Raw genomic sequence first — 26,519 nt, 5'->3', positions numbered from 1 at the left:
TTGCGTATTTTGCATACGGCTGATTGGCATTTAGGGAAAACGCTTGAAGGGCGAAGCCGCTTGAGCGAGCAAGAAGCGGTGATCGATGAAATAGTAGAAATCGTACAAAAGGAAAACATCGATGTCGTATTGCTTGCTGGCGATGCGTTTGATACAGTCAATCCGTCTGCCGATGCGGAAAAGCTTTTTTATGAATCGCTTTCACGTTTGAGCGATCACGGAAAACGTCACGTTGTTGTCATCGCGGGAAACCACGATCATCCGGGTCGTTTAAGTGCCGCTGCTCCGATTGCAGCGCAACATGCGATTACGTTGTTAGGGTTTCCGACGGATGATGTGCAACGCTTGTACGTTCCATCAACTGATGAAACATTAATCGTTGCTGCGCTTCCGTATCCGTCAGAGTCGCGCTTGAACGAATTGCTTTCCGATAAATGCGATGAAACGTTGTTGCGCGCACGATATGATGAGCGCATTCGCGCCATTTTTGCGAAAATGAACGAATCGTTTCAAGAAGATGCCGTCAATATTGCAATGAGCCATTTGTATGTCGCTGGGGGGGCAACGTGCGACTCCGAGCGCCCGATTGAGCTCGGCGGAGCGTATACGGTGTCGCCAGCAAGCTTCCCTCAGCGTGCGCAATATGTCGCACTCGGTCATTTGCACCGTCCTCAAGATGTGAAACATGCGGTGATGCCAGCGCGCTATTCCGGCTCACCGCTCGCTTACAGTTTTTCTGAATCAGGATACAGCAAGTCGGTGACGATTGTAGACGTGCAGCCACGCTGTGCTCCTGTCATTTCAGAATGTTGGCTTTCCAAAGGGCGTCCGCTCGTTAAATGGAAAGCGACAGAAGGGTTAGCGCAAGTGTATCGTTGGATTGAGGAAGGGCGCGATCGCGGGGCGTGGATTGATTTAGAAATTGATGTCGAGCAATCGTTAACGTTAGAAGAAACACATCGGTTGCGCAAATTGTATGACGGATTTGTTCATATTCGCCCGAATTACTTGAAGAAGGACGATGTCGTGCGTGAAGTGCGCACCGATGTCCCGATTGAAACTTTGTTTACGCGTTTTTATGAACGGCAAACAGGCGGAGGAAAGCCGTCTGAAGAGCTCGTTCAACTATTTTTGCAGCTCGTTGCTGAGGAGGATGAACGATGAAGCCGATTCGTTTAACGATTGCAGGGTTGCATAGTTTTCGCCAAAAGGAAACGATTGATTTTGAACGGCTATGCGAAGGTGGATTGTTTGGCATTTTCGGTCCGACAGGAAGCGGAAAGTCGTCGATTTTAGATGCGATGACGCTCGCGTTATACGGAAATGTCGAACGCGCGGTGAACCAGACGAACGGAATTATGAACCATGCGGAAAATGAACTGTTCGTTTCGTTTACATTTGAATTACAACATGCCGAAGGAGTAAAGCGATATACGGTTGAACGCTCGTTTAAGCGTGCGGATGCGCTGCGCATTCGTTCTGTCTTCAGCCGCTTTATCGAAGAAGGAAACGAGCGCGTCGTCATCGCAGATAAGACGCGTTTTGTTGATGAACAAGTAAAACAGCTGCTCGGTTTAGAAATGAAAGATTTTACGAGAGCTGTCGTTTTGCCGCAAGGAAAGTTTGCTGAATTTTTGTCGTTAAAAGGATCGGAGCGCCGTCAAATGCTCCAGCGGTTGTTTCATCTTGAACGATATGGCGACGAATTAAATAAAAAACTAAAAAATAAATTGGCAGACGCGTCCGCAAAGTTAGAGGCGATTAAAGGGGAGCAAGCTGGGCTTGGCGATGCTTCGAAAGAACAAGTCGAAAAACAAAAGCAAGCGTTGACAGAAAGAAAAGAGGCGCTAGAGAGAGCGAAAAACGAGTTGCGTCACATTCATGAACGATACGAAAAAGAAAAACAATTATGGCAATGGCAATGCGAAAAAGAAAAAGTAGAACAACAGCTGAATGAATGCAGAAAGCAAGAAGAACGGATGAAACAGCTTGAGCAGACGTATGAACGAAGCAAAGAAGCTGAACGTCTTGCTCCGTATATTGAACAATTAGAACGAAGCGAAAAAGAAGTTGAACATTGGAAAAAACAAGCAAAGGAACGAGATGCCCAATTACAGCAAGTGCGCACGATGTATGAACAAGCAAGCAAACAATATGAACAATGTCGCGCGAAAAAGAACGAAGAAGAACCGAAATCGTTGCAAAAACAAGAGCGGCTGAAACAAGCGCTACAAACGTTGGCGCTTATGCGGTCGCTTGAACAACAACAAGCAAAGCTACGCGCGAGTTTGCAAGAGATAGAGCAAAAAGAACATCGAGCGCGTCATATGGTTGACACATGCACGCAAGAATATACAACATGGAGTGCAAAACAAGCGGAATTAAAAAAACAATGGGAAGAGAAAAAAGTCGACGTGCATGTAAAAGAGCGTTTGGAGCAAGCGGCTGAAAAAAAGAACCACATTCAATTGCAGCTACAAGCGCTTGAAGAAATCGAAAAGGAAAAAGAAGAAAAACTGAAAACATATGAAGCGATGAAACAAACGTATGAACGAGAAATGAAACAAATGAAACAACTTGAAGCACGTCTAGCTGAGGAGTTTCGTCATGTAGAACGGTTGTATCATCGCGTCTGTGAGCGGGAAAAGCAAGCGATGGTGCTCGTCTATCAATGGAAAGAGGAAAAAAAGCAAGCGGAAGCGGCACGTCTACATGATTTAGCGGCTACGTTAGCTGAACGCTTGCGCGATGGGGAAGCTTGTCCGGTTTGTGGTTCAACGCATCATCCAAATCGGGCGAAAAGACAACAAGTGACGCCCGATGAAGAAGCGCTCGAACGGATCGACCGTTCTATTCAAATCGGAGAACAACTCGTTGTGGCGATACAGCAAATAAAAATGCAAGTCGAACAGTTGTCTGAAATGATGGCGCGCCATCCTTTGCCACAACGCGTCGATGCGGAAAAAGTGAAGCGAGAAGTGGAAGAAGCACCGCTTTCTTCTTTAAAAGAAATCGAAACGGAAGGGAAGGCGTTGCAACAAGATTATATCGCATGCCGCGATCGGATGTATCGCTATATCGAAAAATGGAACGAGCAAAAACAAAAAGAGAAACAATATGCATATCAAATGGAAACCGTTCGTCAACAAATAGCTGAATTAGAGAAAAAATGTGCAGAGCGACGCAAGCGCATCGAACAAGAAAAAAAGATGTGGCATGAGGCGTATCCAGATGTATCGTTTGAACAAGTCGATAACATCGTTTCTCGTCTGCGTGAGCGCGAACGGGAAGCTCAACAGTTGCAACAGCGCATTGAAAAAAGCGTGACGGTACTAGATGATAAACGAGCGGAATTAGAGCGATGGAAAGAAACGTATCAAGAGGTCATGAAACAAAAAGCAGAATGGACGACCGAATGGAATATGCAAAAGCAACAATACGAACAATATAAACAAACGCTGCCAGAAGGAATAGATGAGGAGTCTGTAAAACAACAGCTCATTCGTATAGAGGAAACGTTGCAACGTGTCAAGCGGGAAGAAGAAGAGGTGTATGAACGGTGGACGTCATTACAACAACAATTGCACACGTTGCAAGCGGACAAACAAGCCGCAGATGTCGCTTTACAAGAAGGAGAGAGACGAAAACAAGAAGCGGAACGAATGTTGGCAGAACAATTCAAAAAAAGCACTTTGAAAACGGTGAATGATGTGCTTGCGTCCCGCTTAGATGAACGAACGAAACAACAAATCGCTCATGACATTCAACAATATAAAGATGAACTGATGAAGCTGCAAAATGAATGGGAGCGATTAAATGGGATGATGCGTGGCGCTGTTATGACGAAACAACAATGGGAAGAAACGATGCGCACGTATGAACAAATGAAGGAACAAGTGGACGAACATATGCGGCAACTCGGTTCACTTGAAGCGATCGTCGCTGATTTAGAAGCGAAACATGCGCGCTTTGAACAATTGCAACAAGAAAGAATGCAACTAGAAAAGCTCGTCGGTCAGTACGAGGAGTTACAAAAGGTGTTGCGCGGAAATAGCTTCGTTGAATTTATTGCGGAAGAACAGCTCGTTCATGTGACGCGCTATGCATCGGAACGGCTTGGGGAATTAACGAGACAGCGTTATGCGATTGAGCTAGATTCCGAAGGTGGTTTTGTCATTCGTGACGATGCAAACGGTGGTGTACGTCGTCCGGTGACGACATTATCGGGAGGCGAAACGTTTTTAACATCTTTATCGTTAGCGTTAGCGCTATCGGCACAAATTCAGCTGCGCGGGGAATATCCGTTGCAATTTTTCTTTTTAGATGAAGGATTCGGCACGCTTGACCAAGAGTTGTTAGATGTCGTCATGACCGCATTAGAACGATTGCGAGGAGAACATATGGCGATCGGGGTTATTAGCCACGTTCAAGAGTTGCATGCGCGCATGCCGAAACGGCTCATTGTGAAACCGGCAGAACCGTCTGGAAAGGGAACGACGGTTCACCTTGAAGTGATGTAAAGGGGGCGAGCGATGAAAGGGATGTGTGAACTTTGCGAGAGAGACGATGTTGTGTTAACCGCTCATCATTTAACGCCAAAAGAGTATGGCGGAACAGAAACGGCAAAACTATGCCTTCCTTGCCATAAGCAAATTCATGCGTTATATACGAACGAGGAATTAGCGAATCGGCTATATACGATCGAGCGGTTACAACATGATGAACGCATTGCGTCATTTATTCGGTGGATTCGAAAACAACCGGCTGATCGGCTGCCGAAAATAAAAAAAGCGAAGCGGCAAAAGCGTTAAGCATTGCCGGCAACGTTTTGATCGAATGCGTCAGAATCAAGCGTATTTGTTAAGCTAATGCCGTTGTTGGCGATAATAAAGTTCCCGGTGTTAAACGCGCCAGCGCCAGCGAATGTTTTTGACGATATTTTCGGTGACACATATAACGTATCCCCCACTTGCATGACGGCGCCACTAGCGACAAGGTTGATTTTAATCGGACCGACGAGAGCGGGCATGTCATTTTCTCCTTTCTGTCAGCTGACGAATATGTTTCACTCGTGATTCCGCTCCTACATTTTTCGTGGAACCGATATGCACGACAGATGTAGAAGAAACCCCGATGATGCGAATGGAATGAACAGCGATGAGCGGGCAATCGTGCAACGTATGACGACAAACGTGTTCATGATCAACAGGTGGAAGCGGAATCGGTTTTGTAAAGATCGGAAAGACGAGCGGAAATTCGTTGCTGTCGACGTATTCAAATTGTCTTTGAACGGCAACCGCCCGCCCAGAAAGACGAATGTGTTGGCTGTCTCCAACTTGCACGACGGAGCTAAAGACGACCGCGTTTGCTCTTAATAAATGAACGACGGAAAGGCGGCTCATCGCTTTTCCTCATTTTTTTTATTGTTTTGTTTTTGTGGAAATGGACCGATAATTAACGATTCTGGCGGTGTGTCGAATGCGGAAGCTAGTTGAATCGTTTCGCTATCGCCGATTAAAACGAGCGAGGCGCTCGCCACTCCTCCAATGGCGATATGACCAACCGATAAATGATGATTCACAACTGTCATATTCATTCGTTCGTCTCCTCTCGTGGCAAATGTTTTAAAAATGTTTCGATCGAATGTTCAATATCCCGTTTTAAATAAGCGATAATGTTTTGTTGTAATTGTTCGTTTTCTGTTTCGCTTTCCCCATACTGTCGTAAATAAAAATGAATGCGATCATCAATTTGTCGGGCAATATCTTGCAATATAAATTGGCGATATGCTGGATCAAGCGACCGCTCATACGTTTGTTCGACGCGCGCGATGATGTGCTCTCCTTCTTCTTGTAAATATGAATGAACGGCCGTTTGAATGTTGCGAAAGAGCGGTGTCGGTTGTGGAATAATCGTTTGGCTTTTTGGAACAGCAAAATTTTCAATCGTATCTTCCCCAAACGTTGCAGGATTTAGACCGATATTTAACGTTCCTTCTAACGTTTCCACTTTTAGTTGATCAAAATGATATTCAATTTTTTCAATCGTTGTACGCGGCTTTTTTTTTAACTGTTCATATTGTTGTTGTAAAACATGTATCGCTTGTTCAAGCGATTGCATTTTTTGTTGTTGCCATTTTAAATATGCCTCGAGCTGTTTAAAATAATCGTGCCACATGAGGGATGCCTCCTTCTTTTTCGGCCCTTTTATTTTCTAGTTTATGGCCGAGCAAAAAGAAGTAGCACTGTTTTATACAGGAGATTGAAGCGGAACGAACGGTCCTTCTTCCCCTTGAATATTAATTTTTGCTTCTGGAGCAGGTTCGGTAAATTGTCCCGTATTACTTAATGTGGCGAGCGGTTGTACCTTTCCAGTCGTTCCGATTTGAAGGACGGATGAGTTCGTGAGCGAGCCGATTTTTAATTGATGAATGGAAATCGTTTGTTGAATATAAAAGTTCATTCTTCCACCTCGCTAGGCGTTTCCTGTAATATTGCTATCGGCAATATCACGGTCGTTCGTATTCGTGTTGCTATACTGGTTATAAATATGCAAGCCATCTCCTGTATTAAATGAACCAGCACCAGCAAACGTTTTAGCTACGCTGTATGGGGAGATAGCAAATACATCACCGATATGAAACACGCCGCCGCTTCCGATGCTGTTAATTTGGACTGCTCCAACAATGGCAGGCATCGGCTATCCCTTGCTTTTTACGTTGCCATCGGCGATGTCTGGATCGATTGTATTTGTAAAGCTGATGAACGTATTTGTTTGTAAAAAGTCTCCTGTATTTCCACCGCCAGCGCCGGCTAGCGATTTAGATGAACTTTTTGGTGCGATTTGTAACGTATCGCCGAAATTGACGGTCGCGTCGCTACTGACGTTCGTAATTTTAATCGGACCTGCGATATAGGAAGGCATAGCCATCGTCCTTTCTCTCATTCTTTCCCTTACCCAATCATATGAAAACAATGAAAGAAATGTGCTCCACAAAAAGAAAGATATGTTATAATATTTCTGAAAAATGATAATTTTTAGATAAAAATAGGGGGATTGGGGATGAATGTGCCATTAGTATTAACGCATTTTTTAGATCGCGCCGTATCGCTTTATGGGGATAAAGTCGGCGTCATTAGCGAAGAAAAATCGTTGACGTATCGCGAGCTGTATGAACGTGTGAACCAATTGTCGCACGGGTTAAGCGATATAGGAGTGAAAAAAGGAGATCGTGTCGCTTATTTAGCTCCAAATACGTTAGAAATGCTTGAAGGGTTTTATGGGGTGTTTCAAACAGGGGCGATCATGGTACCGTTAAACATTCGTTTAAAGCCAGACGATTACGTATTCATTTTAAACCATAGCGAAAGTAAAGTGTTGTTTGTTGATGCGGAGTTGTATCATTTAATTGCGCCAGTTAAAAACGAGTTGCAAACAGTTGAGCATATCATCGTGCACGGCAAAACGGACGACATTGCTGAAATCGCTTACGATACATGGCTTGCCCAATATACGACAGAGCCGTTTGCTCGTCCGGATATCGATGAAAACGACGTATGTAGCTTGTTATATACGAGCGGAACGACAGGAAATCCAAAAGGGGTGATGTTGACACATCGCAACAACTATTTGCATGCGTTAAGTACGATGCACCATTTGCGCGTGTCGGACCGAGATGTATATTTGCATATTTTGCCGATGTTCCACGTAAACGGATGGGGGGCGCCGTTTTACTATACAGCGAACGGAGCGACGCACGTTTGCTTGCGTAAAGCGATTCCTGAAGTCATTTTCGAATACGTCAATAAATATAAAGTGACCGTTATGCATATGGCGCCAACGGTGTTAAATACGTTGTTGCAATATTATGAGCAACACGTGCCGACAATTGAGCATGATGTGCGTGTCGTCATTGCAGGTTCTGCTCCGCCGCCAGCATTTGTCACGCGCGTTGAAAAAGAATTAGGTTGGGAGTTTATTCAAGTGTACGGCATGACGGAATCATCGCCATTAAGCACGGTTTCTACCGTCCGTTCACATTTGCAACATTTGCCGCTTAGCGATCAATATCGCATGAAAGCGAAAGCAGGTTATGCGATGATTGGCTGCGAAGTGAAAGTCGTCAATGAGCATGGGGAAGAAGTGCCACGCGACGGAAAGTCGATCGGAGAAGTCATTGTGCGCAGCAACGGCGTAATGGCAGGATATTGGAAAAATCCAGAAGCGACAATGGAAACGATTCGTAACGGCTGGCTTCATACAGGAGATATGGCGACTGTCGATGCATATGGCAACATCGACATCGTTGATCGGAAAAAAGATATTATTATTAGCGGTGGGGAAAACATTTCATCGATTGAAGTGGAAGGGGTGTTGTACGAGCATCCAGCGGTGTTAGAAGCGGCAGTGATTGCTGTTCCGCATGAAAAATGGGGCGAAACCCCGCATGCATTCGTCGTCGTCCGTCCAGGAAAAGAAGTGACCGAACAAGAGTTGATCGCCTTTTCACGCGAAAAGCTTGCCCATTTTAAAGCCATTACCGGTGTCACATTCGTTCAAGAATTGCCAAAAACCGCATCAGGAAAAATACAAAAAGTACATTTGCGTAACGAATATTGGCAATCAATAGGGAAGATAGGGAGATATGTGAATTAATAAGGAAGAGCCGTTGTCGATTGACAGCGGTCTTTCTTTTCTTTAAGCTGAAATGGAAAAGGAGGGAGATTATGCGTATTTCAATGATTGATGCGGTGCGCGGTTTTGCGTTGTTTGGCATTTTGCTTGTGAACGTTCTTGATTTTTCACTTCCGACGATGTATGTCGATGCCGCGGTGTTTGCGAAAGATGGGATTGATCGCTTCCTGCTTGCATTTGTTGATATATTTGCACAAGCGAGCTTTTATCCGCTTTTTTCGATGTTGTTCGGCTGGGGAGCATGGATCATGCTCGACAAAGGTGGCGAGAAATTCCGGATCACTTTTTTACGCCGCTTGTTTGCGTTGTTGTTATTTGGGATGTTTCATGCGTTTTTCATTTGGCATGGCGATATTTTAATCGGTTATGCGATCGTTGGGCTGTTTCTTTTTCCGTTTTTTCAGGCAAGCGCAAAGACGTTGCGTCGTTGGGCGCTTTCGCTTTGGGGCGGTTGGGCTGGCGGTTCAACGATTTTGATGTGGGTGATGTGGAAACAATATGGCGACGTCGATTTTTCCGAGCCGACGTTAGCGAAGCAAGCTGTGGCGAACTACCAACAAGGGACATGGGAACAAATTTTTATGCAGCGGGCGTATGATTGGTTGTACGTTAACTCGTTTACAGAAGCATTCATTTTTATTTTAACGATTTTACCGTTTTTTTTATTTGGGGCATATATCGCAAAAGAAAAATGGTTTCATGACATCAACATAAATCGTGCAACGATAAACAGGTGGTGCATCGGTTCATTCGTTGTCGGCGTCATTTTTAAAATGTTGCCTTATGTCGAAAAAAATATTGTGACAACGTATGCGCAAGATATGATTGGAGGGCCTGCGCTTGCTTTGTTTTATTTTACTGCGTTTTCGCTTCTGGCATCGCAAGTCGTTCATGTTTTTGCTCCTGTTGGCAAAATGGCGTTAACAAATTATTTGACGCAATCGATCATTTGTACGACATTGTTTTATTCATATGGCTTCGGATGGTATGGAAAAGCAACACCAAAACAAGCGCTCGCTGTCGCATGTATCGTGTATGTCATTCAAGTCGTATGGAGCCATTGGTGGTTGAAAACATATCGCATCGGGCCGATGGAACGAGTATGGCGATGGATGACGTACGGAAAAAAGAAAGCGACATGAGCAGATCATGTCGTACAAGGCTTGTCCTCTTTTTCTTTATGGAAAAGCACGGCTTCCTTTAAATGTTTGTTTAACAATTCATCGAGCTCTTGACTGCATTGGATCGTTTCTTTCGCAGAAAAACCGTACATTTGCGCCAATTCAATTAATTGTCGTCTTTTCTTTTCGATGAGGGAAAGAGACATAAAATTCACCAACATTTTTCATTTTCGTTAACAGTCTGTAAATGACTGTACGTATAAACTATTATACATATTCTGAAGAAAAAGGAAATAGTATAATGTGCCAAAAAATAATTTTTTACAAAGGAATTTACGTGTAAAAAAGAGAAAATAGTCATGTTCGATCATACGAAAGAGGGGATGGAAAATGAAATTTGTGACAGCATACGCGCGATCGGATGTGTTTGTCGGGGTTGTACACGAGCAAAAGGTCGTTCATTTATCGAAAGCAGATGAAACAATACCAAATACGATGATCGAATGCATCGAACTTGGCGCATCGTTTATTGAAAAAGTGGAGCGTGTGCTTGAACGCGTACAGCCAGAGTGGACGTACGATCTTCACGATGTGCAGTTGCTTGCGCCGATTCCACGTCCGACAAAAAACATTTTTTGCATCGGAAAAAATTATGCCGATCATGCGCAAGAAATGGGAGGCGTAGCGGATCGCGAAAATATGATTGTATTTTCGAAAGCGCCAACGACAGTGATCGGACATGAGGCACCGATTTTACGCCATGCGGATGTGACCGATCAGCTAGATTATGAAGGGGAACTTGCGATTGTGATTGGGAAGAAGGGAAAAGCCATTCCGAAAGAACAGTCGCTTGATTACGTGTTTGGTTATACGATCGTAAACGATGTGACTGCGCGTGATTTACAAGAAAGGCATAAACAATATTTGCTTGGCAAAAGCTTAGATACGTCATGTCCGATGGGGCCGTGGATCGTTCATCGGTCAGCGATCGCTCATCCGCATGCGTTACATATTGAAACGAAAGTAAATGGCGAAGTGAGACAATCGGCAACGACAGCGCAATTTATTTTCGACATTCCAACAATCATTGCGACGTTGTCGAAAGGGATGACGTTAGAGCCGGGGGATGTAATTGCGACAGGAACGCCAGCTGGTGTTGGAAAAGGAATGAATCCACCGCGCTTTTTACAGTCGGGGGATGTGATTGAAATTACAATTGATCAAATAGGGACGCTACGGAATGTAGTAAAATAAAAAGCTGGGAACCCCCAGCTTTTTACTGTTCAAATACTTTTTTCACTTTTTCTATGGCCCAGTCGAGCTCTTCTTTTGTAATGACGAGCGGCGGAGCGAAGCGGATGACTGTATCATGCGTTTCTTTACATAATAGCCCTTCTTGTTGTAGCTTTTCACAATATGGGCGTGCAGCAACATGCAGTTCAACGCCGATAAATAATCCTCTCCCACGCACTTCTTTAATGTCTGGATGGTTGATTTCGCGTAATTTTTGTTGGAAATATTCACCGAGCTCAAATGAGCGCTCTGGCAATTTTTCTTCAACGATTACATCAAGCGCAGCAATCGAAACAGCGCAAGCAAGCGGATTTCCACCGAACGTCGATCCGTGCGATCCCGGATTAAATACGCCGAGAATATCTTTGTTTGCGGCAACGCATGAAATTGGAAATACGCCGCCACCGAGCGCTTTACCGAGAATGTACATATCTGGCTCTACTTCTTCCCAATCGCACGCAAACATTTTACCAGAACGGCCAAGACCGGATTGAATTTCGTCAGCGATGTACAGCACGTTATGTTGTTTACATACGTCATATGCTGCTTTTAAAAATCCTTCTGGTGGAATGTTAATGCCTGCTTCCCCTTGAATTGGTTCGAAAATAAACGCTGCTGTATTTGGTGTAATTGCTTGCTTGAGCGCTTCAACATCTCCGAACGGAATAACTTTAATGCCCGGAAGCATTGGGCCGAATCCACGTTTGTACTCTGGGTTTGATGACATCGATACAGCTGTCATCGTCCGACCGTGGAAGTTATCTTCACAAACGATAATTTCCGCTTGATCGGGACGAACGCCTTTCACGTCATACGCCCAGCGGCGTGCCGCTTTAACGGCTGTTTCTACCGCTTCCGCCCCTGTGTTCATCGGTAAAACCATCTCTTTTTTCGTTAATTTCGCGACTTTTTCATACCATGGACCGAGTTGGTCGTTATGGAATGCTCGTGATGTTAATGTAATTTTATTTGCTTGTTCAATAAGCGCTTGGACGATGCGCGGATGGCGATGTCCTTGGTTCACCGCGGAGTAAGCGCTTAACATATCCATATAACGATTCCCTTCTGGATCTTCTACCCATACACCTTCGCCTTTTGATAAAACAACTGGTAGTGGATGATAGTTGTTTGCGCCGTATTTTTCTGTTAGTTCAATGATTTGTGCTGTTTTCACGTCATTCCCTCCTATTTCGATCGTCACATATATAACATACTTGAAGTGAATATAGAAAGTAAATAGAAAAGGTGAGCGTTTTCTTTTTCAAATGGCATACAGACGTGTTATGATTAGCATATATGAAATTGTGGGAAAGGAGCATACTTATGACACATGCACATATTACATCGTGGGTTGTTGCGCTTATTTTATTTGTCGTTGCGATTGCGTTTCAAGCAAAAGGACATGAAAAAACAAAAATGGTACACATGTCATTGCGCTTATTTTACATTTTAATTATTGCGACAGGCGCTTGGATTTTACATAGCATGTCTTCATTTCCGTTCCTTTATATCGTGAAAGTGATTGTCGGCTTATGGGTCGTTGGAGTGATGGAAATGATTCTCGTTCGGACGGCAAAAGGAAAAAACACGAACGTCCTTTGGCTCCAGTTCATTGTTGCGTTTGTGATCGTGCTATATCTCGGATTTAAACTACCATTTGGCTTTTCTTTCTTTTCGTAAAGTTGGCATATTCGCCAACTTTTATCTTTTTCTACCATATGGAAATGTGCTATAATGAAATTAATTGATAATTGTGAAAATATAAAGAGAAAGAAAGAGTGGGAAAAGGGGATGAAATTATTTCAAACGGTTTGCCACACGTTTGCGGATTTGGAACGATGGGTGGGCGACTATCGTTTATATGAGTACGACCAGCTAACGATTTTTGTTTCTTCGCTTTCCCCTTCGTTTCGGATGCAAGTCGAACAGTACGTGCATCATCATTTGCCCCACGCACAGCTTTTTCCGATGATTGGGGATGCATCGGAACAAGCAGTCATTTGTGCCCTCGTTGTTGACGACTGTCGAGCGGATATGGACGAGATGCGTCAAAAAATGAAGCTATCGGAACAATATTACCGCTCTTTATTTGAACATAATCCAGACATTGTATATTCCACCGATTTAGAAGGTAATTTTACAAGCGTCAATCCTGCGTTTGAACGAGTGTTCGGGTATAAGGCAGAAGAAATTTTGCATACAAACTCGCTTCACTACATTAAAAAAGAAGATATTCCGCGCGTGCGCCGCTATTTTTATCGTGCGTTAAAAGGAAAAGTGCAACAATACAATTTAGAAATTCCATCGAAATCAGGAGAAGTATATTTATTCCAAATTAAAAACGTTCCGATTATCGTTGACGGAAAAAAGGTTGGCATTTATGGCATCGGTCGCGACATTACTGAACAAAAGCGCGCGGAAGAGCATATGAAATATATCGCCTATCACGATGTCGATACGGGGCTACCAAACCGATTGAAATTTACAAACATCGTAAAACAAGCGATCGATCAAGCGAAAGAAACAGGTAAAACGCTTGCTGTATTGTTTGTAGATATGGATCGTTTTAAAATCGTGAACGATACGATCGGCCATTATGGTGGGGATGAAATATTAAAACAAATAGCCGAACGAATAAAAAACGTATTGCCCCGAGGGGCTCATTTAGGCCGCTTCGGTGGGGATAAGTTTAGCCTGTTGCTAACAGAGCAAACGGATGTGCAAACGGTCGTTGAATGGACGAAAAAGTTGCTTCAACATATTGCGGTGCCGATTGTGTATGAAGAAAAAGAGTTTTTTTTAACGGCAAGCGTTGGGATTAGTTTTTATCCAGCGGACGGTGTGGATGCCCAATCGCTATTAAAAAATGCGGATACAGCGGTGAATCGCGCCAAACAAACAGGCGGCAACGGCGTAAAATTGTACGCCACAAAAATGAACGAGCAAGTGATGTATCGCGTCGAGCTGGAGCGATATTTGCGAAAAGCGCTTGAAAAAAACGAATGTTTTCTCGTCTATCAACCGATTATGGACTTAATGACAGGAAAAGTTATTGGTAGTGAAGCGCTGTTGCGCTGGAAACATCCGAAAATCGGACTTGTTTCTCCGCTTGAGTTCATTCCGATTGCAGAAGAAATTGGTTTGATCCATGATCTCGGGCGATGGGTGCTTATTGAAGCGTGCATGCAAACGAAAACATGGCACGATCTCGGCTTCGATTCATTCATTGTTTCTGTCAATGTTTCAGCGACGCAATTTCAACATCCGACGTTTTTTGAAGATGTGCAACAAGCGCTCAAACAGTCACAACTTCCTGCACATTGTTTGCATTTGGAATTAACGGAAAGTTCGATGTTGCGCAACATGTATTACAGCATTCACGTCATGAAGCAGCTTCAACAGCTTGGTGTGCATGTGTCGATTGATGATTTTGGCACAGGCTATTCATCGCTTAGCTATTTAAAACATTTGCCGATTCATACGTTGAAAATTGACCGATCGTTCATTTATCAACTTCATAAAGATCGTTCGGACATTGCGATCGTCAAATCGATTATTACGATGGGGCATGGTTTGCGCTTAAAAGTTGTCGCAGAAGGTGTTGAAACGGCTGAACAAATGAAATTGTTGAAACGATTAAAATGTCACTATGCGCAAGGGTATGGCATTTTCAAACCTCTTCCTGCGGAACAATTTGAAAAACAAGTGTTGCAAGGGAGCAATTCTATCATTCAATGATCGAGTTGGACACCAATGATTTTTTTTCCTGTTTGCAACGTCAGTTCGAATCGATGTTGTTTGTCGTCAAAATAATGTTGCACGTTGCACATATCCAGTGAATTATCAAACATTAAAAAATTCACCCCTTTTTCAGCAAATAACATATAGTTATAACAATACAAACAATCGTATACGGAAAAGTTCCATTCGTTAATTAAATGAACAAAATGGAAAAACGCGTGGTCGGGTAGCTGTGACAGCCATTGTTCGTATGTGTGCGACAACGGTTTGATGTAGCGAAGACGATCACCGTTTTTTAATGTATACCGTTCTGTCACATAAATGTCCCCATCTTCACCAAGCCATCCTTTTACCCATTGACCGAAGCGAAAAAGCTCAACCTCCTCAGGCAAACTTGTAAACTCATGTGCTTCATCGTCTTCGTCAAAAAACACCCATTCGCCGTTCACTTGTTCAACAACACCGTACACGTAAGCCCGTTTTTGTGTACGCAATGATGAGAGACGATCCATCATTATTCCCTCCTTCGTGTCAATTCCTTCCGTACGCCATTATAGACAACTCATCATTTATATAAACGGTGCATAAAATAAAAGCATGCTTCATACTTGTTCACAACAGAAGGGAATGATTGACGTGTGCGGAATTACCGGATGGGTTCATTTTGGGCGACATGTCCGACAAGAAAAAGAAACGATGCTGGCGATGGCCAATACGCTTTCGCTGCGGGGGCCTGATGATACGAACGTATGGCTTGACGATCATGTCGCGTTCGGACATAAGCGGCTTGTTGTTGTTGATCCAGCAGGCGGCGTGCAGCCGATGACGCGAATGAAAAACGGCTATCGTTATACGATTTGTTATAATGGGGAGCTATATAATACAGAAGATATTCGAACAGAGTTATTGAAAAAAGGATATACGTTTCAAGGGCATTCGGATACGGAAGTGTTGCTTACCGCTTACATGGAGTGGCGTGAACAATGTGTCGATCATCTGAACGGCATTTTTGCGTTTGCGGTATGGGACGATGAGCGAAAGCAGCTGTTTTTAGCGCGCGACCGTTTAGGTGTCAAACCGCTGTTTTATCGCTATGAACAAGGGGAGTTTTTATTCGCTTCAGAAATAAAAGCGATTTTAGCACATCCAAACGTTCGCGCTGAAATTGATCGCGAAAGTTTATGTGAAATTTTAGCGCTCGGTCCGTCGCGCACACCGGGACATGGCGTGTTTCGGACGATTTATGAATTGCGCCCGGCTCATGCGATGACTGTTCAACAAAGCGGCGTGCGTCAATGGCGATATTGGAACGTAAAAAGCGCACCGCATGAGCATTCATTTGATGAAACGGTAGAGCATATTCGGACGTTGCTGATCGATGCGATTACGCGACAACTCGTTTCCGATGTACCTGTTTGTACGTTTTTATCGGGTGGGGTGGATTCGAGCGCGATTACCGCGATTGCAGCGAAGGCGTTTGAACGTGAAGGAAAAGGATCACTTCATACGTATTCCATTGATTACGAAGAAAACGAACAATATTTTACAGCGAACGCATTTCAACCGAACAGTGACGGGCCGTGGATTAAACAAATGTCGGATGCGTTTCAAACCGTTCATCATACGTGCGTCATTTCCCAACAACAATTAGCCGATGATTTAAAAGAAGCAGTCGTTGCCCGTGATTTGCCTGGGATGGCGGATATTGATTCGTCGCTTCTTTGGTTTTGCCGTCAAATCAAGCAACAATTTGTCGTTAGTTTATCAGGTGAATGTGCAGACGAAATTTTTGGGGGGTATCCGTGGTTCCATAGAAAAGAAGATTTTGAGCGGGACGGATTTCCATGGATGCGCTCGTTAGATGAGCGGTTCGATCTTCTCAATGAAACGTGGCGCGAAAAACTGCCGCTTCATGAGTATGCAGATATGCGTTATAAAGAAACGCTTCGTGAAGTTCCTCACGCAGACGGAGAAAGCGCAGAAGAAGCGCGCCGTCGGGAATTGTTTTATTTAAATATGATTTGGTTTATGACGACGTTGTTAGATCGGAAAGACCGCATGAGCATGGCGGCAAGTTTAGAAGTGCGCGTGCCGTTTGCGGATCATCGCCTCGTTGAGTATGTGTGGAACATTCCGTGGGAGATGAAAATGTACAACAATCGTGAGAAAGGAATTTTACGCAAAGCGCTTGAAGGCATTTTACCAGATGGCGTGTTGTATCGGAAAAAAAGTCCGTATCCGAAAACACATCATCCGCGTTATACGGACATCGTTGCTGAACGGCTAGAGACGATTTTAACGAATCGTTCGTCCGTTTTATATGAATTGTTTGATCAAAAGAAGTTAAAGGAACTAGTGGAAACGAAAGGACAGTCGTTTCGCATTCCATGGTTCGGGCAACTCATGTCCGGTCCGCAGCTGTTAGCGTATTTCATTCAATTTCACGAATGGTTTGAGCATTATAACATTCGGTTAACAGACAGCTAAAAAACGGCTGTCTTTTTTCTTTCCTGTTTTTCATTTATCTTGTATAATATTTGTATAACTTTTGTTTAATTAGGAGTGGATAGTGTGAAAAAAATCGTTGTCGTCGGAGCGGGACCTGGTGGTCTTGCTGCCGCGATGTTGCTTGCTGCGAAAGGATATGACGTGTCTGTATTTGAAAAAAAACCGTACGTAGGAGGACGTAATGGACGATTCGAGCTCGGTGAATACCGCTTTGATATCGGTCCGACGTTTTTAAGTATGCCTCATATTATTGAAGAGTTATTTACAGCATCAGGAAGAAACATACATGACTATGTCCAACTTGTCGAATTAGATCCGATGTACGAACTCGTTTTCAATGATGTAAAGTTAGCGATGACGATGAATCGGAAGAAAATGAAAGAACAAATTGCGGCACAATTTCCTGGGAACGAAGACGGTTATGACCGGTTTATGAATGAAAACGAGCGGAAGTTGCAGGCGCTCGCACCGATTTTGCAAAGTAAAATGGATCGATTGTACCATTATTTGCGTCCGTCCGTGTTAAAAGCGTTGCCACAGTTGACGTTGTCACAATCGCTATACGATGTATTAAGCCGATATTTTAATGATGAGCGCCTTCGGTTAGCATTTACGTTTCAAGCGAAATATTTAGGCATGTCCCCATGGGAATGTCCAGGTGCGTTTTCCATTTTATCTTACATGGAGCATGCATACGGCATTTATCACGTCATCGGCGGGTTAAATGAAATTCCAAAAGCGATGGCGCGCATCGTTGAAGAATATGGAGGAAGCGTGCATGTGAATACAGGAGTGCGAAAGCTTTGGCTTGATGGCACGACTGTGAAAGGGGTCATATTAGAAAATGGTGAAAAAGTAGCGGCTGATGAAGTGATTATTAATGCTGATTTTGCCCATGCGATGACGAACCTCGTCGATGACGGTGTATTAAAAAAATATCGCAAAGAAAAGTTGCAAAAAAAGAAATATTCATGTTCGACGTTTATGATGTACGTCGGGATAAACAAGCCGGTTGATCTTGCCCACCATACAATTATATTTGCTGACGATTATAAGCGAAACGTCGATGAAATTACGAAAGAAAAAACGATTCCACACGATCCGTCCATTTACGTGCAACATGCTGCTGCAACTGACGCGACGGTTGCACCAAAAGGAAAAAGTGCACTTTACATTTTAGCGCCTGTGCCGAACAATACGAGCGGCATTGATTGGGAAAAGGAGAAAGAACCGTTTCGTCGAAAAATATGGGATACGCTATCTAAAAAATTAGGGTGGAAAGATATAGATAAATATATTGAATGCGAAAAAATTATCACGCCGCATGATTGGGAAAACGATGTATTCGTTTATGAAGGAGCGACGTTTAATTTAGGCCATCAGTTGTCGCAAATGATGGTGTTTCGTCCACATAACGAATTTGAAGAATTACATCATTGTTGGCTTGTCGGTGGTGGGACGCATCCGGGAAGCGGTTTACCAACTATTTTTGAATCCGCCCGTATTACAGCAAACGGCATACTACAAGCACATCGTCAGCCGCTTATTCCTGTTGGCGCTCTGCCGAAGCGGAGGGAAGCATGATGAGGATCGCGATTGTCGGCGGCGGAGTCGGAGGAATGATGACGGCGCTGTCGCTTGCGAAGCGCGGGGCACATGTGACGTTGTTTGAGAAAAATGATCGGCTTGGCGGGCGTCTTTCGTTTATTGAGCGAGAAGGGTTTCGCATCGACGCCGGCCCAACGATCGTATTGTTGCCAGAAAAATTGCGTGCCTTTCTTTCCGACGTTGGTGTAACGGAAGATGAATACGAGCTTGTTCGATGTGATCCGATGTATACGATTCATTTTGCAGACGGCATATCGTATACAAAATATGCGGAAGAAGAAAGACAAGTAGAAGAAATTGCTCGTCTGTTTCCTGGGGAGGAAAAAGGATTTCAACGTTTTATGAATGAGATGAGGGAATATTTCGCTAAAGGTGATGAGCTCATTTTAACGAAGTCATTTATAAAGAAACAAACGTTTTTCACGAAAGAGACGATATCCCTTTTTTCTCGTATGCGCGCCTATCAATCTGTGAAAACGAGCATGAGCCGTTATTTTCGCGATGAACGGTTGCAGCTTGCTTATTCGTTGCAGACGTTATATATTGGAGGCAATCCATACACGACCCCATCGCTTTATTCGCTCGTTTCGTTTAGCGAGCATGCACACGGGGTGTATTACGTGAAAGGTGGATATGCTAGTCTCGTTTCTTTGCTTGCAAGAAAACTAGAAGAAGCAGGTGTAACGGTTCGATTGCAAACAGAAGTGGAACGGTACGAAGTGAACAGTTCAAAAATCGAATCGCTTTATGCTCAAGGAGAAATGCACCGTTTCGATGCAGTTGTTATGAATACAGATGAACCGACGATGATGACGAACAAACGAACGTGGACCCCTTCATCGAGCTGCGTGTTGCTTTATATCGGACTTGGGCGAACGTATGATGCACCGATTCATCAATTTTTTTTACCTCTTGATTTCAAACAACATATGGACGACGTCTTTGTTCGAAAAGTTGTTCCGAAAGACCCGTCATTTTATACGTTTTATCCGTCAGCAATTGATCGTTCGTTAGCGCCTGAAGGGAAAAGCGTGTTGTACGTATTAATTCCTGTACCAGCCGGACGGCATATTGATTGGACAACACAACAACATTGGATTTCTCACATCGTTGATGAAGTGGAGAAACGGGCGTTTCCGAACTTGAAGGAGGCAATGGAATGGATGCATGTCCGTACGCCGCTTGATGCGCACAAAGAAGGGTTATATGATGGCGGGATGTTCGGGATCGCACCGACGTTATTTCAATCTGGTCCATTTCGTCCACAAGTGAAGTCCGCACGTTATGAAAACGTGTATCGTGTAGGAGCATCTGTTCATCCAGGTGGCGGGGTGCCGGTTGTCATGCAAGGGGCTCAATTATGTACGGAACAATTACTTCGTGATTGGAGTGAATACGAGTGAATATAAAGCAAGCGTACGCACAATGTGAAGCGGTGACGGCCCATCATTCGAAAACGTTTTATCGCGCGTTTTCCCTTCTGCCGTATGATGATCGTCAAGCCATTTGGGCAATTTATGCGTTTTGTCGCCGCGTCGACGACATCGTAGATGAAGGCGAACGACCAGATGAACAGCTACAACAATTTGAAAAACAATGGGAAGCGTTTGTGGCGGGGCATACAGAGGATGACTTTATGTGGATCGCGCTTCGCGATGTCTTTTCGCGCTATGATATGGACGTTGAACCGTTTTGGCATATGATTGAAGGGCAAAAAATGGATTTAACCGTTCATCGTTATGATACGTTTGCACAGTTGCTTCGTTATTGTTATTGTGTGGCGAGTACCGTCGGGTTAATGTTATTGCCAATTTTAGCCCCGCATCGCCGCCAGCAGTTAAAAGAGAGCGCGATTGCGCTTGGGGAAGCGATGCAATTGACGAACATTTTGCGCGATGTCGGCGAAGATATGATGCGCGGTCGCGTGTATTTGCCGCGCGAATGGATGAATATGTATGGAGTGAGCGAACAACAGATCGCTTTTGGTCAAGTTACAAACTCATTTATTGATTTATGGGAGCATATCGCACAAGAGGCGGAAAACAGATATGCGGATGCGGAAAAAACGTTTTCTCTTTATCCACTGTCTGCCCGTTTTGCCGTAAAAGGAGCGGCGCTTATGTATAAAAGCATTTTACATGTTGTTCGTGAACAACAATATGATGTATTTACGAAGCGAGCATTCGTGTCGGAAGAACGAAAAAAAGCGTTATTGCAACAAATGGGAGGCGAAAACGTTGAAGTGGGGTGATCGTTTATACCGCCTCTTTCTCATTTGGTATGCATGTGGGATTGTACTCGTCGGTTTTCGTCTTCTTCCGCCATGGTTAGAGTGGGCGAATGTTGTGTTTTTAATGCTTGCTGGGGTGATTGGCGCCTCTTTTTTAATCGAAGCATACGGTCGACGTGGCGTCAACGCAACGGTTGCTATTTTCATCGGTACGATGGCGGTCGAATATGCCGGAGCAACGTATAGTTTCATGTTCGGTTCATATGATTATACGAATCAATTTGGCATAACGGTGTTTGGGGTACCGATTGCGATCGGTTTTGCCTGGCTCGCGGTCATCGGTTGTACGCATGCGCTCGCATTGCGTTTCGTTTCAACAAAGCGCCCGCTATTTTCTGCTGTTGTCGGTGCAGCGTTGGCGGTCGTATTAGATTTAGCGATTGACCCGGTAGCATATGTGGCGAAACAGTATTGGATTTGGGAAGGAACGAGCATATATTACGACGTTCCGCTCCAAAATTTTGTCGGTTGGTTTGTTGTGGCGTTTGTCATTCATTTTATGCTTTTTATTTTTCCAGCGCGCAAGGCAAGCTCCGAGAGGCGAGCCATTTCTCTTTTTTTTCTTCTTGAAGCGATGTTTTTATTTCTCGCGTTCATGGAACAGTTATATGCCGCTTTCTTTCTCGGTCTATTGCTGACGTCGGTTATTTTTTGGAAATGGAGACGATCAACATGATTGAGGCGAAAAAAAGCCGCGCATTTGAATGGATGTTTTCGCTTTACAACACATGGTTGCTGCGTACATCGTTTCATCGATTGTACGTACGGGGACATGTCGTACGAACGCCTGCGCTATATGTAGCGAATCATAGTTCGTGGTGGGACGGGCTGATGGCGTTTCAATTAAGTCGTTTTGTTTTCCGACAAAATAGTTATGCGATGATGTCAGAAGAAGGGCTAAAACAATATCCGTTTTTCCGTAAGCTCGGCGGTTTTTCGGTGAATCGTGCGCAACGAAAAGAGGTCATGAAGTCGCTTGACTATGCTGTGTCATTGTTGCGCGATGGAAAAAGCGTCTGGATGTTTCCACAAGGGGAAGAACAACATGTTGAAAAGCGCCCGCTTCAGTTTTTCACAGGCGCTGTATATGTAGCGGAACGGGCGAACGTCCCGATCGTGCCGCTTGCGTTTTACCATAGTTTTCGTCATCATCGGAAGCCGGAATGGTTTATTCATATTGGCGATCCGTTATATATTTGTGACGTTTCAGGGAGCAATCGAAAAGAAAAAACGGCTGAACTTGAGCGTATTTGTACCGCACAACTCGATGATGTTCGGCGATTAGTGATCGCTGAACAGATTCAATCGTTTCACTGTTGGGATGGAGGAAAGTTATGAGCGTCATTTTGGCATGTTTTTTTATTTGGACGGTTGTCAACTCTTTGTTTCTTGTTCCGCTTCCGAAACGTCCGCTGTTCACGAAGCGTCCGCTTGTTAGCGTGCTCGTTCCGTTGCGCAATGAAGAGCGGAATGTCAAGCGTCTCGTTCGCTCGCTAAAACAGTTGACATATGAGCCGGTCGAGTTTCTTCTTCTTGACGATCAGTCGACGGATCGAACGTATGAGTTTCTGCTGCAAGAAACGAAAGGAGACGATCGTTTTACGCTTTTGCAAGGGAAGGCGCTTCCTGACGGCTGGGCAGGGAAGGTGCATGCGTGTCATCAACTCGCTCAGCAAGCAAACGGGGCATATTTGTTTTTTATTGATGCGGATGTTGAGTTAAAGCCAACGGTCATTGAAAAATTGTTAACGGTCGCCACGACATATGATGCAAAACTTGTCACTGGTTTTCCGTCATTTCATCCGCGGTCGCTTCCGCTCGTTGGCAAATGGCTCGTTCCGTTGCAACATTTTTTTATTTTATTTCATTTGCCGCTTGTTTTGGCGAACTATACGATGATGCGCTCAGCAACTGCTGCCCATGGTGCATGTTTATTTTTTGAGCGAGCGACATACGAAGAAATCGGGGGACATGCGGCAGTAAAACGCGAGCTCGTCGAGGATGTCATGATTGCGCGAAAAATGAAAGCGCATCGTCATCGTGTCATCGTTGCGAACGTAAGCACTGATGTCGTCTGTTATATGTACGAAACGAATAAAGAAGTATGGGCAGGTTTTTTAAAAAATGTGTATATTGGATTAAATCGCTCACCTTTTTTCGTTTTGCTACTTACGATGTTTTACGGCATATTTTACGTTGCACCGCTTGCGTTCGCTCCGTTGTCGCTCGTGTACGGGGCAGCGTACGCCTTGCCGCTTGCGATCATTATTGCACAAAAGGCGTACGTGGAATGGAAGACAGAGCGCTCAATTTCGACGTGTTATTGGATGCCGGTGAGTGCCGCAGCGTTTATCGTATTAATGTATGCATCGATGCGCGCGAAACGATATGAATGGAAGGGGAGGACGTACACGTGAAAAAAGTGGTCATTATCGGCGGTGGACTTGGTGGGTTGTCTGCTGCGGTGACGCTTGCGCAGCACGGCGTCGATGTGCAGTTGTTTGAAAAAAATAGTCATTTTGGCGGGAAGTTAATGCCCGTTCAACTTGGCGACTATTATTTTGATTTTGGACCGAATACGATTACGATGCCGTTTGTGTTTCGGCATGTCATTGAGCAAACAGGGGCGCGCACAGAAGATTACATTACGTTTCGAAAATTGTCTGTGCATACGAAAAACGTATATGAAGACAAAACGACGTTTTTTCTTTCCAGCGATCGCGATTACATGAAAGAGCAGCTTGCGGTGATTGATCGCGTCGGGGCGTTGCGTTACGACGATTTTTTACGTGAAGTCGAAAGGCTGTATCGGCTAGCGAAAACGCACTTTTTCCCGCGCATATTTCGCTCTTTTTTTAATTATATGTCACCGTCGCTTGCGTTTGCTTTATTGAATGCGCGCCCGCTTGAAACGTTACATCATTTTTTTCAACGCTATTTTACGAATGAACATGTCATTCAAGCGTACGACCGTTATGCGACGTATATTGGCTCATCGCCTTATATGGCGCCGGCGACGTTTGCGATGATCGCCTATTTAGAAATGGTCGATGGTGTATATTACGTTGACGGCGGCAATGCCCGTATCGCCCAAACGTTCGCCCATTTGGCACAAAAAGCAGGGGCTCAGCTTCATCTAAATCGAGCAGTCAAGCGGGTCGTTGTCAAAAACGGAAAAGTGATCGGGGTTGAGCTTGCTGATGGAGAAAAGGTAGAAGCGGACGTTGTGATTATGAATGCTGATTTGTTGCAAGCGTATCGTGAGCTCGTTGATCCTCACGATCGCTCGTATGAACGAGCCGAGCCATCCATTTCCGCCTTTGTCATGTTAGTTGGAACGAAAGAAACATGGGATGATTTAGCTCATCACAACGTGTTTTTCTCCCCTAATTATAAACAAGAGTTTGAACATATACTTGCTGGACGGTATAGTGAACATCCGACGATATACGTTTGCGCGCCACCATTTACGAAAGAAGGGTCATCGTTGTTTGTGTTAGTGAATGCACCGCCACTCACAAAAGATGGGCGTATGCAAGTCGATGAACAAGCGTATAAGCAGCTTGTGTACGAACGGCTTCGCTCATACGGATTAAACGTTGTGCCAGACGTCGAACGCGTCATCACTCCGCTTCATATTGCAGAACAGTTTGGGGCATATCGCGGCGCGTTGTATGGAATAGCGTCAAATCGGCGTCGCGATACGTTTTTGCGCCCGTCGAACGCGTGTAAGCGAATTGCAGGATTGTATTTCGTTGGTGGGACGACCCACCCGGGAGGTGGATCGCCAATGGTTGTCATTAGCGGGCAAAATGTCGCGAACCATTTGCTCGGCGCTAAGCTGTCGCTTCCTTTTTGACGAACGATTTTGTGCGCCATACGTTTGATTTCCAACGCCAATAGACGAGCAAACCGCGCAGCCATTCGTCCGCTGTAAAAGCAAGCCAGACGCCGACTAAACCGAGATCGAATGAAATGCCAAGAACATAGGCGAGCGGGACGCTCACCCCCCACATCGATGCGATACCGATGTAGACAGGAAATTTTACATCTCCGGCAGCGCGGAGGGAGTTAATGATGACGAGATTAAACGAACGCCCGGGCTCAAGAAGCATCGTAAGCAAAATGAGCGTCCCGCCTGTTTCAATCATCCGTTTGTTGCTCGTGAAAATGGAAAACAGTTGATCGGAAAAGGCGGAAAACAACGCCGCAACAGCAAACGAAATGATGACAGCGAGCCGTAAGCTCCGCAAGCAACGGGTATACGCCTCATGAAAACGTTCTGCCCCAACGAGATGCCCGACGATAATTTGCGTCCCTTGCCCGATGGCGACGCTAAATAAAAAAATAAACATCATGATGTTTTGCGTATATACTCTTGTCGTTAACGCCTCTGTGCCAAGCATCGTAATGAAATAGGTGATGACAAGCTGCGACGTATTGTAAGCGACATGTTCGCCGGCAGATGGAATGCCGATTTTTAATAATTGTTTGACGTAAGCAAATGAAAGCGCCTCTTTTGATAAAAGCGGGAGCGGATGTCGGAGACGTTTCATCACGAGAAAAAATCCAACGACAAGCCCGATCATGCGGCTAATCGTCGTTGACCAAGCAACTCCTTCGACACCTAATACAGGTAAGCCGAACGGCCCAAACAAAACGAAATAGTTTCCGATAATGTTTAATATATTGACCCCGATCGTAATGTTCATCATGTCGCGCGTAAATCCGTAGCTGCGCAATATGGCGCCGAGCGTCATAATGAGCGCTTGCACAAATGAAAAGCCGCCGACAATCCATAAATAAACGCGCGCATCAGCAATGAGTTCATTAGGAACGTTCATAAGGTGGAGAAGAGTATCGCTTCCTGCCCAAAGGGCAACACTTAATACGACACCAAATAGCATATTTGCCCAAATGGAAACAGCTCCGATGTAGGAAGCTGTTTTTTCATCATTTGCCCCAGCATATTGTGCAATTAAAATCGATGTTCCTGTTGCGATAAAGCCAAACATGACAACGACCATAAACAACAGTTGATTCGCTACCCCGACCGCAGCAACCGCTTCATCTGCATATTGGCTAAGCATAAACGTATCGGCGTTGCCCGTTAACATATGAAGCGTCAATTCAATAAAAATCGGCCAAGTGAGCGCAAATAAAGAAAGCTTTTTTGCCAAAGAAGACAACTCCTTTACGATTTCCGACTTGCAAACTGTTTTTAGTTTAATGGATTGTTATAATGGAAAAAAGGGAAAAAGACG

General features: G+C 44.4%; 27 protein-coding genes. 16 read left to right on the top strand and 11 right to left on the bottom strand.

The window, feature by feature from the left end:
• The 3 genes from LH47_RS00750 to LH47_RS00740 are packed head-to-tail and all read left to right on the top strand — an operon-like array spanning nucleotide 1 to nucleotide 4,811.
• Nucleotides 1-1,164, top strand: coding sequence for an exonuclease SbcCD subunit D (locus LH47_RS00750; protein ID WP_043963829.1), 1,164 nt, complete (start codon nucleotides 1-3; stop codon nucleotides 1,162-1,164).
• The gene (locus LH47_RS00745; protein ID WP_043963827.1) at nucleotides 1,161-4,520 is read left to right on the top strand and encodes an AAA family ATPase; all 3,360 of its coding nucleotides are present in this window, start codon (nucleotides 1,161-1,163) and stop codon (nucleotides 4,518-4,520) included. Before LH47_RS00750 ends, LH47_RS00745 begins: the two co-directional genes overlap by 4 nt.
• A gap of 12 nt (nucleotides 4,521-4,532) precedes the next feature.
• Nucleotides 4,533-4,811, top strand: coding sequence for a restriction endonuclease (locus LH47_RS00740; RefSeq protein WP_043963825.1), 279 nt, complete (start codon nucleotides 4,533-4,535; stop codon nucleotides 4,809-4,811).
• Here LH47_RS00740 and LH47_RS00735 read toward each other — a convergent pair.
• The 7 genes from LH47_RS00735 to LH47_RS00705 form a co-directional block, all read right to left on the bottom strand.
• A complete protein-coding gene (locus LH47_RS00735) occupies nucleotides 4,808-5,029 on the bottom strand; it encodes a spore germination protein (RefSeq protein WP_043963823.1) in 222 nt (73 codons plus the stop codon). The two genes, LH47_RS00740 and LH47_RS00735, sit on opposite strands and share 4 nt — an antisense overlap.
• Before the next feature lies 1 nt (nucleotide 5,030).
• Nucleotides 5,031-5,402 (bottom strand): spore germination protein GerPE, encoded by a 372-nt coding sequence (locus tag LH47_RS00730; protein ID WP_043963820.1) that lies wholly within the window; start codon nucleotides 5,400-5,402, stop codon nucleotides 5,031-5,033.
• Complete coding sequence (locus LH47_RS00725; RefSeq protein WP_009361960.1) at nucleotides 5,399-5,596, bottom strand: hypothetical protein; 198 nt, start codon at nucleotides 5,594-5,596, stop codon at nucleotides 5,399-5,401. Before LH47_RS00725 ends, LH47_RS00730 begins: the two co-directional genes overlap by 4 nt.
• Complete coding sequence (gene gerPC, locus LH47_RS00720; protein WP_043963818.1) at nucleotides 5,593-6,177, bottom strand: spore germination protein GerPC; 585 nt, start codon at nucleotides 6,175-6,177, stop codon at nucleotides 5,593-5,595. The genes LH47_RS00725 and gerPC overlap by 4 nt, the downstream gene beginning before the upstream one ends.
• 72 nt (nucleotides 6,178-6,249) lie before the next feature.
• Nucleotides 6,250-6,462, bottom strand: coding sequence for a spore germination protein GerPB (locus tag LH47_RS00715; RefSeq protein WP_035064814.1), 213 nt, complete (start codon nucleotides 6,460-6,462; stop codon nucleotides 6,250-6,252).
• 12 nt (nucleotides 6,463-6,474) lie between these two features.
• Entirely contained in the window at nucleotides 6,475-6,696 is a 222-nt protein-coding gene (locus tag LH47_RS00710; RefSeq protein WP_009361957.1) for a spore germination protein, read from the bottom strand.
• A 3-nt stretch (nucleotides 6,697-6,699) separates the two neighbouring features.
• Nucleotides 6,700-6,924 carry a spore germination protein gene (locus LH47_RS00705; protein WP_009361956.1) on the bottom strand — a complete coding sequence of 75 codons (225 nt, stop codon included), beginning with the start codon at nucleotides 6,922-6,924 and terminating at the stop codon, nucleotides 6,700-6,702.
• A 138-nt stretch (nucleotides 6,925-7,062) separates the two neighbouring features.
• Here LH47_RS00705 and LH47_RS00700 point away from each other — a divergent pair, with 138 nt between their 5' ends.
• The gene (locus LH47_RS00700; protein WP_043963811.1) at nucleotides 7,063-8,655 is read left to right on the top strand and encodes a long-chain-fatty-acid--CoA ligase; all 1,593 of its coding nucleotides are present in this window, start codon (nucleotides 7,063-7,065) and stop codon (nucleotides 8,653-8,655) included.
• 71 nt (nucleotides 8,656-8,726) lie between these two features.
• Nucleotides 8,727-9,836 (top strand): DUF418 domain-containing protein, encoded by a 1,110-nt coding sequence (locus LH47_RS00695; RefSeq protein ID WP_043963809.1) that lies wholly within the window; start codon nucleotides 8,727-8,729, stop codon nucleotides 9,834-9,836.
• A 5-nt stretch (nucleotides 9,837-9,841) separates the two neighbouring features.
• On the opposite strand, the gene LH47_RS00690 is transcribed toward LH47_RS00695, so the two are convergent.
• Nucleotides 9,842-10,021: an aspartyl-phosphate phosphatase Spo0E family protein gene (locus tag LH47_RS00690; protein ID WP_035046237.1), complete on the bottom strand. Its 180-nt coding sequence runs from the start codon at nucleotides 10,019-10,021 to the stop codon at nucleotides 9,842-9,844.
• A gap of 184 nt (nucleotides 10,022-10,205) precedes the next feature.
• Between LH47_RS00690 and LH47_RS00685 the strand changes: the two genes are divergently transcribed.
• The gene (locus LH47_RS00685; RefSeq protein WP_043963805.1) at nucleotides 10,206-11,069 is read left to right on the top strand and encodes a fumarylacetoacetate hydrolase family protein; all 864 of its coding nucleotides are present in this window, start codon (nucleotides 10,206-10,208) and stop codon (nucleotides 11,067-11,069) included.
• A gap of 22 nt (nucleotides 11,070-11,091) precedes the next feature.
• Here the strand turns inward: LH47_RS00685 and LH47_RS00680 are convergent, their stop codons facing one another.
• Nucleotides 11,092-12,282: an ornithine--oxo-acid transaminase gene (locus tag LH47_RS00680; RefSeq protein WP_043963803.1), complete on the bottom strand. Its 1,191-nt coding sequence runs from the start codon at nucleotides 12,280-12,282 to the stop codon at nucleotides 11,092-11,094.
• 149 nt (nucleotides 12,283-12,431) lie between these two features.
• Here LH47_RS00680 and LH47_RS00675 point away from each other — a divergent pair, with 149 nt between their 5' ends.
• Complete coding sequence (locus LH47_RS00675; RefSeq protein WP_043963801.1) at nucleotides 12,432-12,788, top strand: YisL family protein; 357 nt, start codon at nucleotides 12,432-12,434, stop codon at nucleotides 12,786-12,788.
• A 111-nt stretch (nucleotides 12,789-12,899) separates the two neighbouring features.
• Nucleotides 12,900-14,846: a putative bifunctional diguanylate cyclase/phosphodiesterase gene (locus LH47_RS00670; protein WP_043963919.1), complete on the top strand. Its 1,947-nt coding sequence runs from the start codon at nucleotides 12,900-12,902 to the stop codon at nucleotides 14,844-14,846.
• Here the strand turns inward: LH47_RS00670 and LH47_RS00665 are convergent.
• Complete coding sequence (locus LH47_RS00665) at nucleotides 14,840-15,364, bottom strand: DUF2777 family protein (RefSeq protein ID WP_407637128.1); 525 nt, start codon at nucleotides 15,362-15,364, stop codon at nucleotides 14,840-14,842. The two genes, LH47_RS00670 and LH47_RS00665, sit on opposite strands and share 7 nt — an antisense overlap.
• A gap of 121 nt (nucleotides 15,365-15,485) precedes the next feature.
• Between LH47_RS00665 and asnB the strand changes: the two genes are divergently transcribed.
• The 8 genes from asnB to LH47_RS00625 all read left to right on the top strand — a co-directional run bounded on the left by asnB (nucleotide 15,486) and on the right by LH47_RS00625 (nucleotide 25,114).
• Nucleotides 15,486-17,336, top strand: a complete 1,851-nt coding sequence (gene asnB / locus LH47_RS00660; protein WP_043963917.1) for an asparagine synthase (glutamine-hydrolyzing) — start codon at nucleotides 15,486-15,488, stop codon at nucleotides 17,334-17,336.
• Nucleotides 17,337-17,420: 84 nt separating this feature from the next.
• Nucleotides 17,421-18,941, top strand: coding sequence for a phytoene desaturase family protein (locus LH47_RS00655; RefSeq protein WP_052584997.1), 1,521 nt, complete (start codon nucleotides 17,421-17,423; stop codon nucleotides 18,939-18,941).
• Nucleotides 18,941-20,368, top strand: coding sequence for a phytoene desaturase family protein (locus LH47_RS00650; protein WP_043963796.1), 1,428 nt, complete (start codon nucleotides 18,941-18,943; stop codon nucleotides 20,366-20,368). The genes LH47_RS00655 and LH47_RS00650 overlap by 1 nt, the downstream gene beginning before the upstream one ends.
• Nucleotides 20,365-21,216, top strand: a complete 852-nt coding sequence (locus LH47_RS00645; RefSeq protein WP_043963795.1) for a phytoene/squalene synthase family protein — start codon at nucleotides 20,365-20,367, stop codon at nucleotides 21,214-21,216. Before LH47_RS00650 ends, LH47_RS00645 begins: the two co-directional genes overlap by 4 nt.
• Nucleotides 21,203-21,931 carry a carotenoid biosynthesis protein gene (locus tag LH47_RS00640; RefSeq protein ID WP_043963793.1) on the top strand — a complete coding sequence of 243 codons (729 nt, stop codon included), beginning with the start codon at nucleotides 21,203-21,205 and terminating at the stop codon, nucleotides 21,929-21,931. Before LH47_RS00645 ends, LH47_RS00640 begins: the two co-directional genes overlap by 14 nt.
• Nucleotides 21,928-22,593, top strand: a complete 666-nt coding sequence (locus LH47_RS00635; protein WP_043963791.1) for a lysophospholipid acyltransferase family protein — start codon at nucleotides 21,928-21,930, stop codon at nucleotides 22,591-22,593. Before LH47_RS00640 ends, LH47_RS00635 begins: the two co-directional genes overlap by 4 nt.
• Nucleotides 22,590-23,672: a glycosyltransferase gene (locus LH47_RS00630; RefSeq protein ID WP_043963789.1), complete on the top strand. Its 1,083-nt coding sequence runs from the start codon at nucleotides 22,590-22,592 to the stop codon at nucleotides 23,670-23,672. Before LH47_RS00635 ends, LH47_RS00630 begins: the two co-directional genes overlap by 4 nt.
• Nucleotides 23,648-25,114: a phytoene desaturase family protein gene (locus LH47_RS00625; RefSeq protein WP_043963787.1), complete on the top strand. Its 1,467-nt coding sequence runs from the start codon at nucleotides 23,648-23,650 to the stop codon at nucleotides 25,112-25,114. Before LH47_RS00630 ends, LH47_RS00625 begins: the two co-directional genes overlap by 25 nt.
• Here LH47_RS00625 and LH47_RS00620 read toward each other — a convergent pair.
• Nucleotides 25,092-26,444 (bottom strand): MATE family efflux transporter, encoded by a 1,353-nt coding sequence (locus LH47_RS00620; protein WP_043963785.1) that lies wholly within the window; start codon nucleotides 26,442-26,444, stop codon nucleotides 25,092-25,094. The genes LH47_RS00625 and LH47_RS00620 overlap by 23 nt on opposite strands.
• Nucleotides 26,445-26,519 lie beyond the last annotated feature (75 nt).

This window comes from Anoxybacillus thermarum, assembly GCF_000836725.1.
Classification (GTDB): domain Bacteria; phylum Bacillota; class Bacilli; order Bacillales; family Anoxybacillaceae; genus Anoxybacillus; species Anoxybacillus thermarum.
The sequence above is the reverse complement of the archived record's forward strand: the minus strand, read 5'-3'. Positions and strand labels throughout refer to the sequence as shown.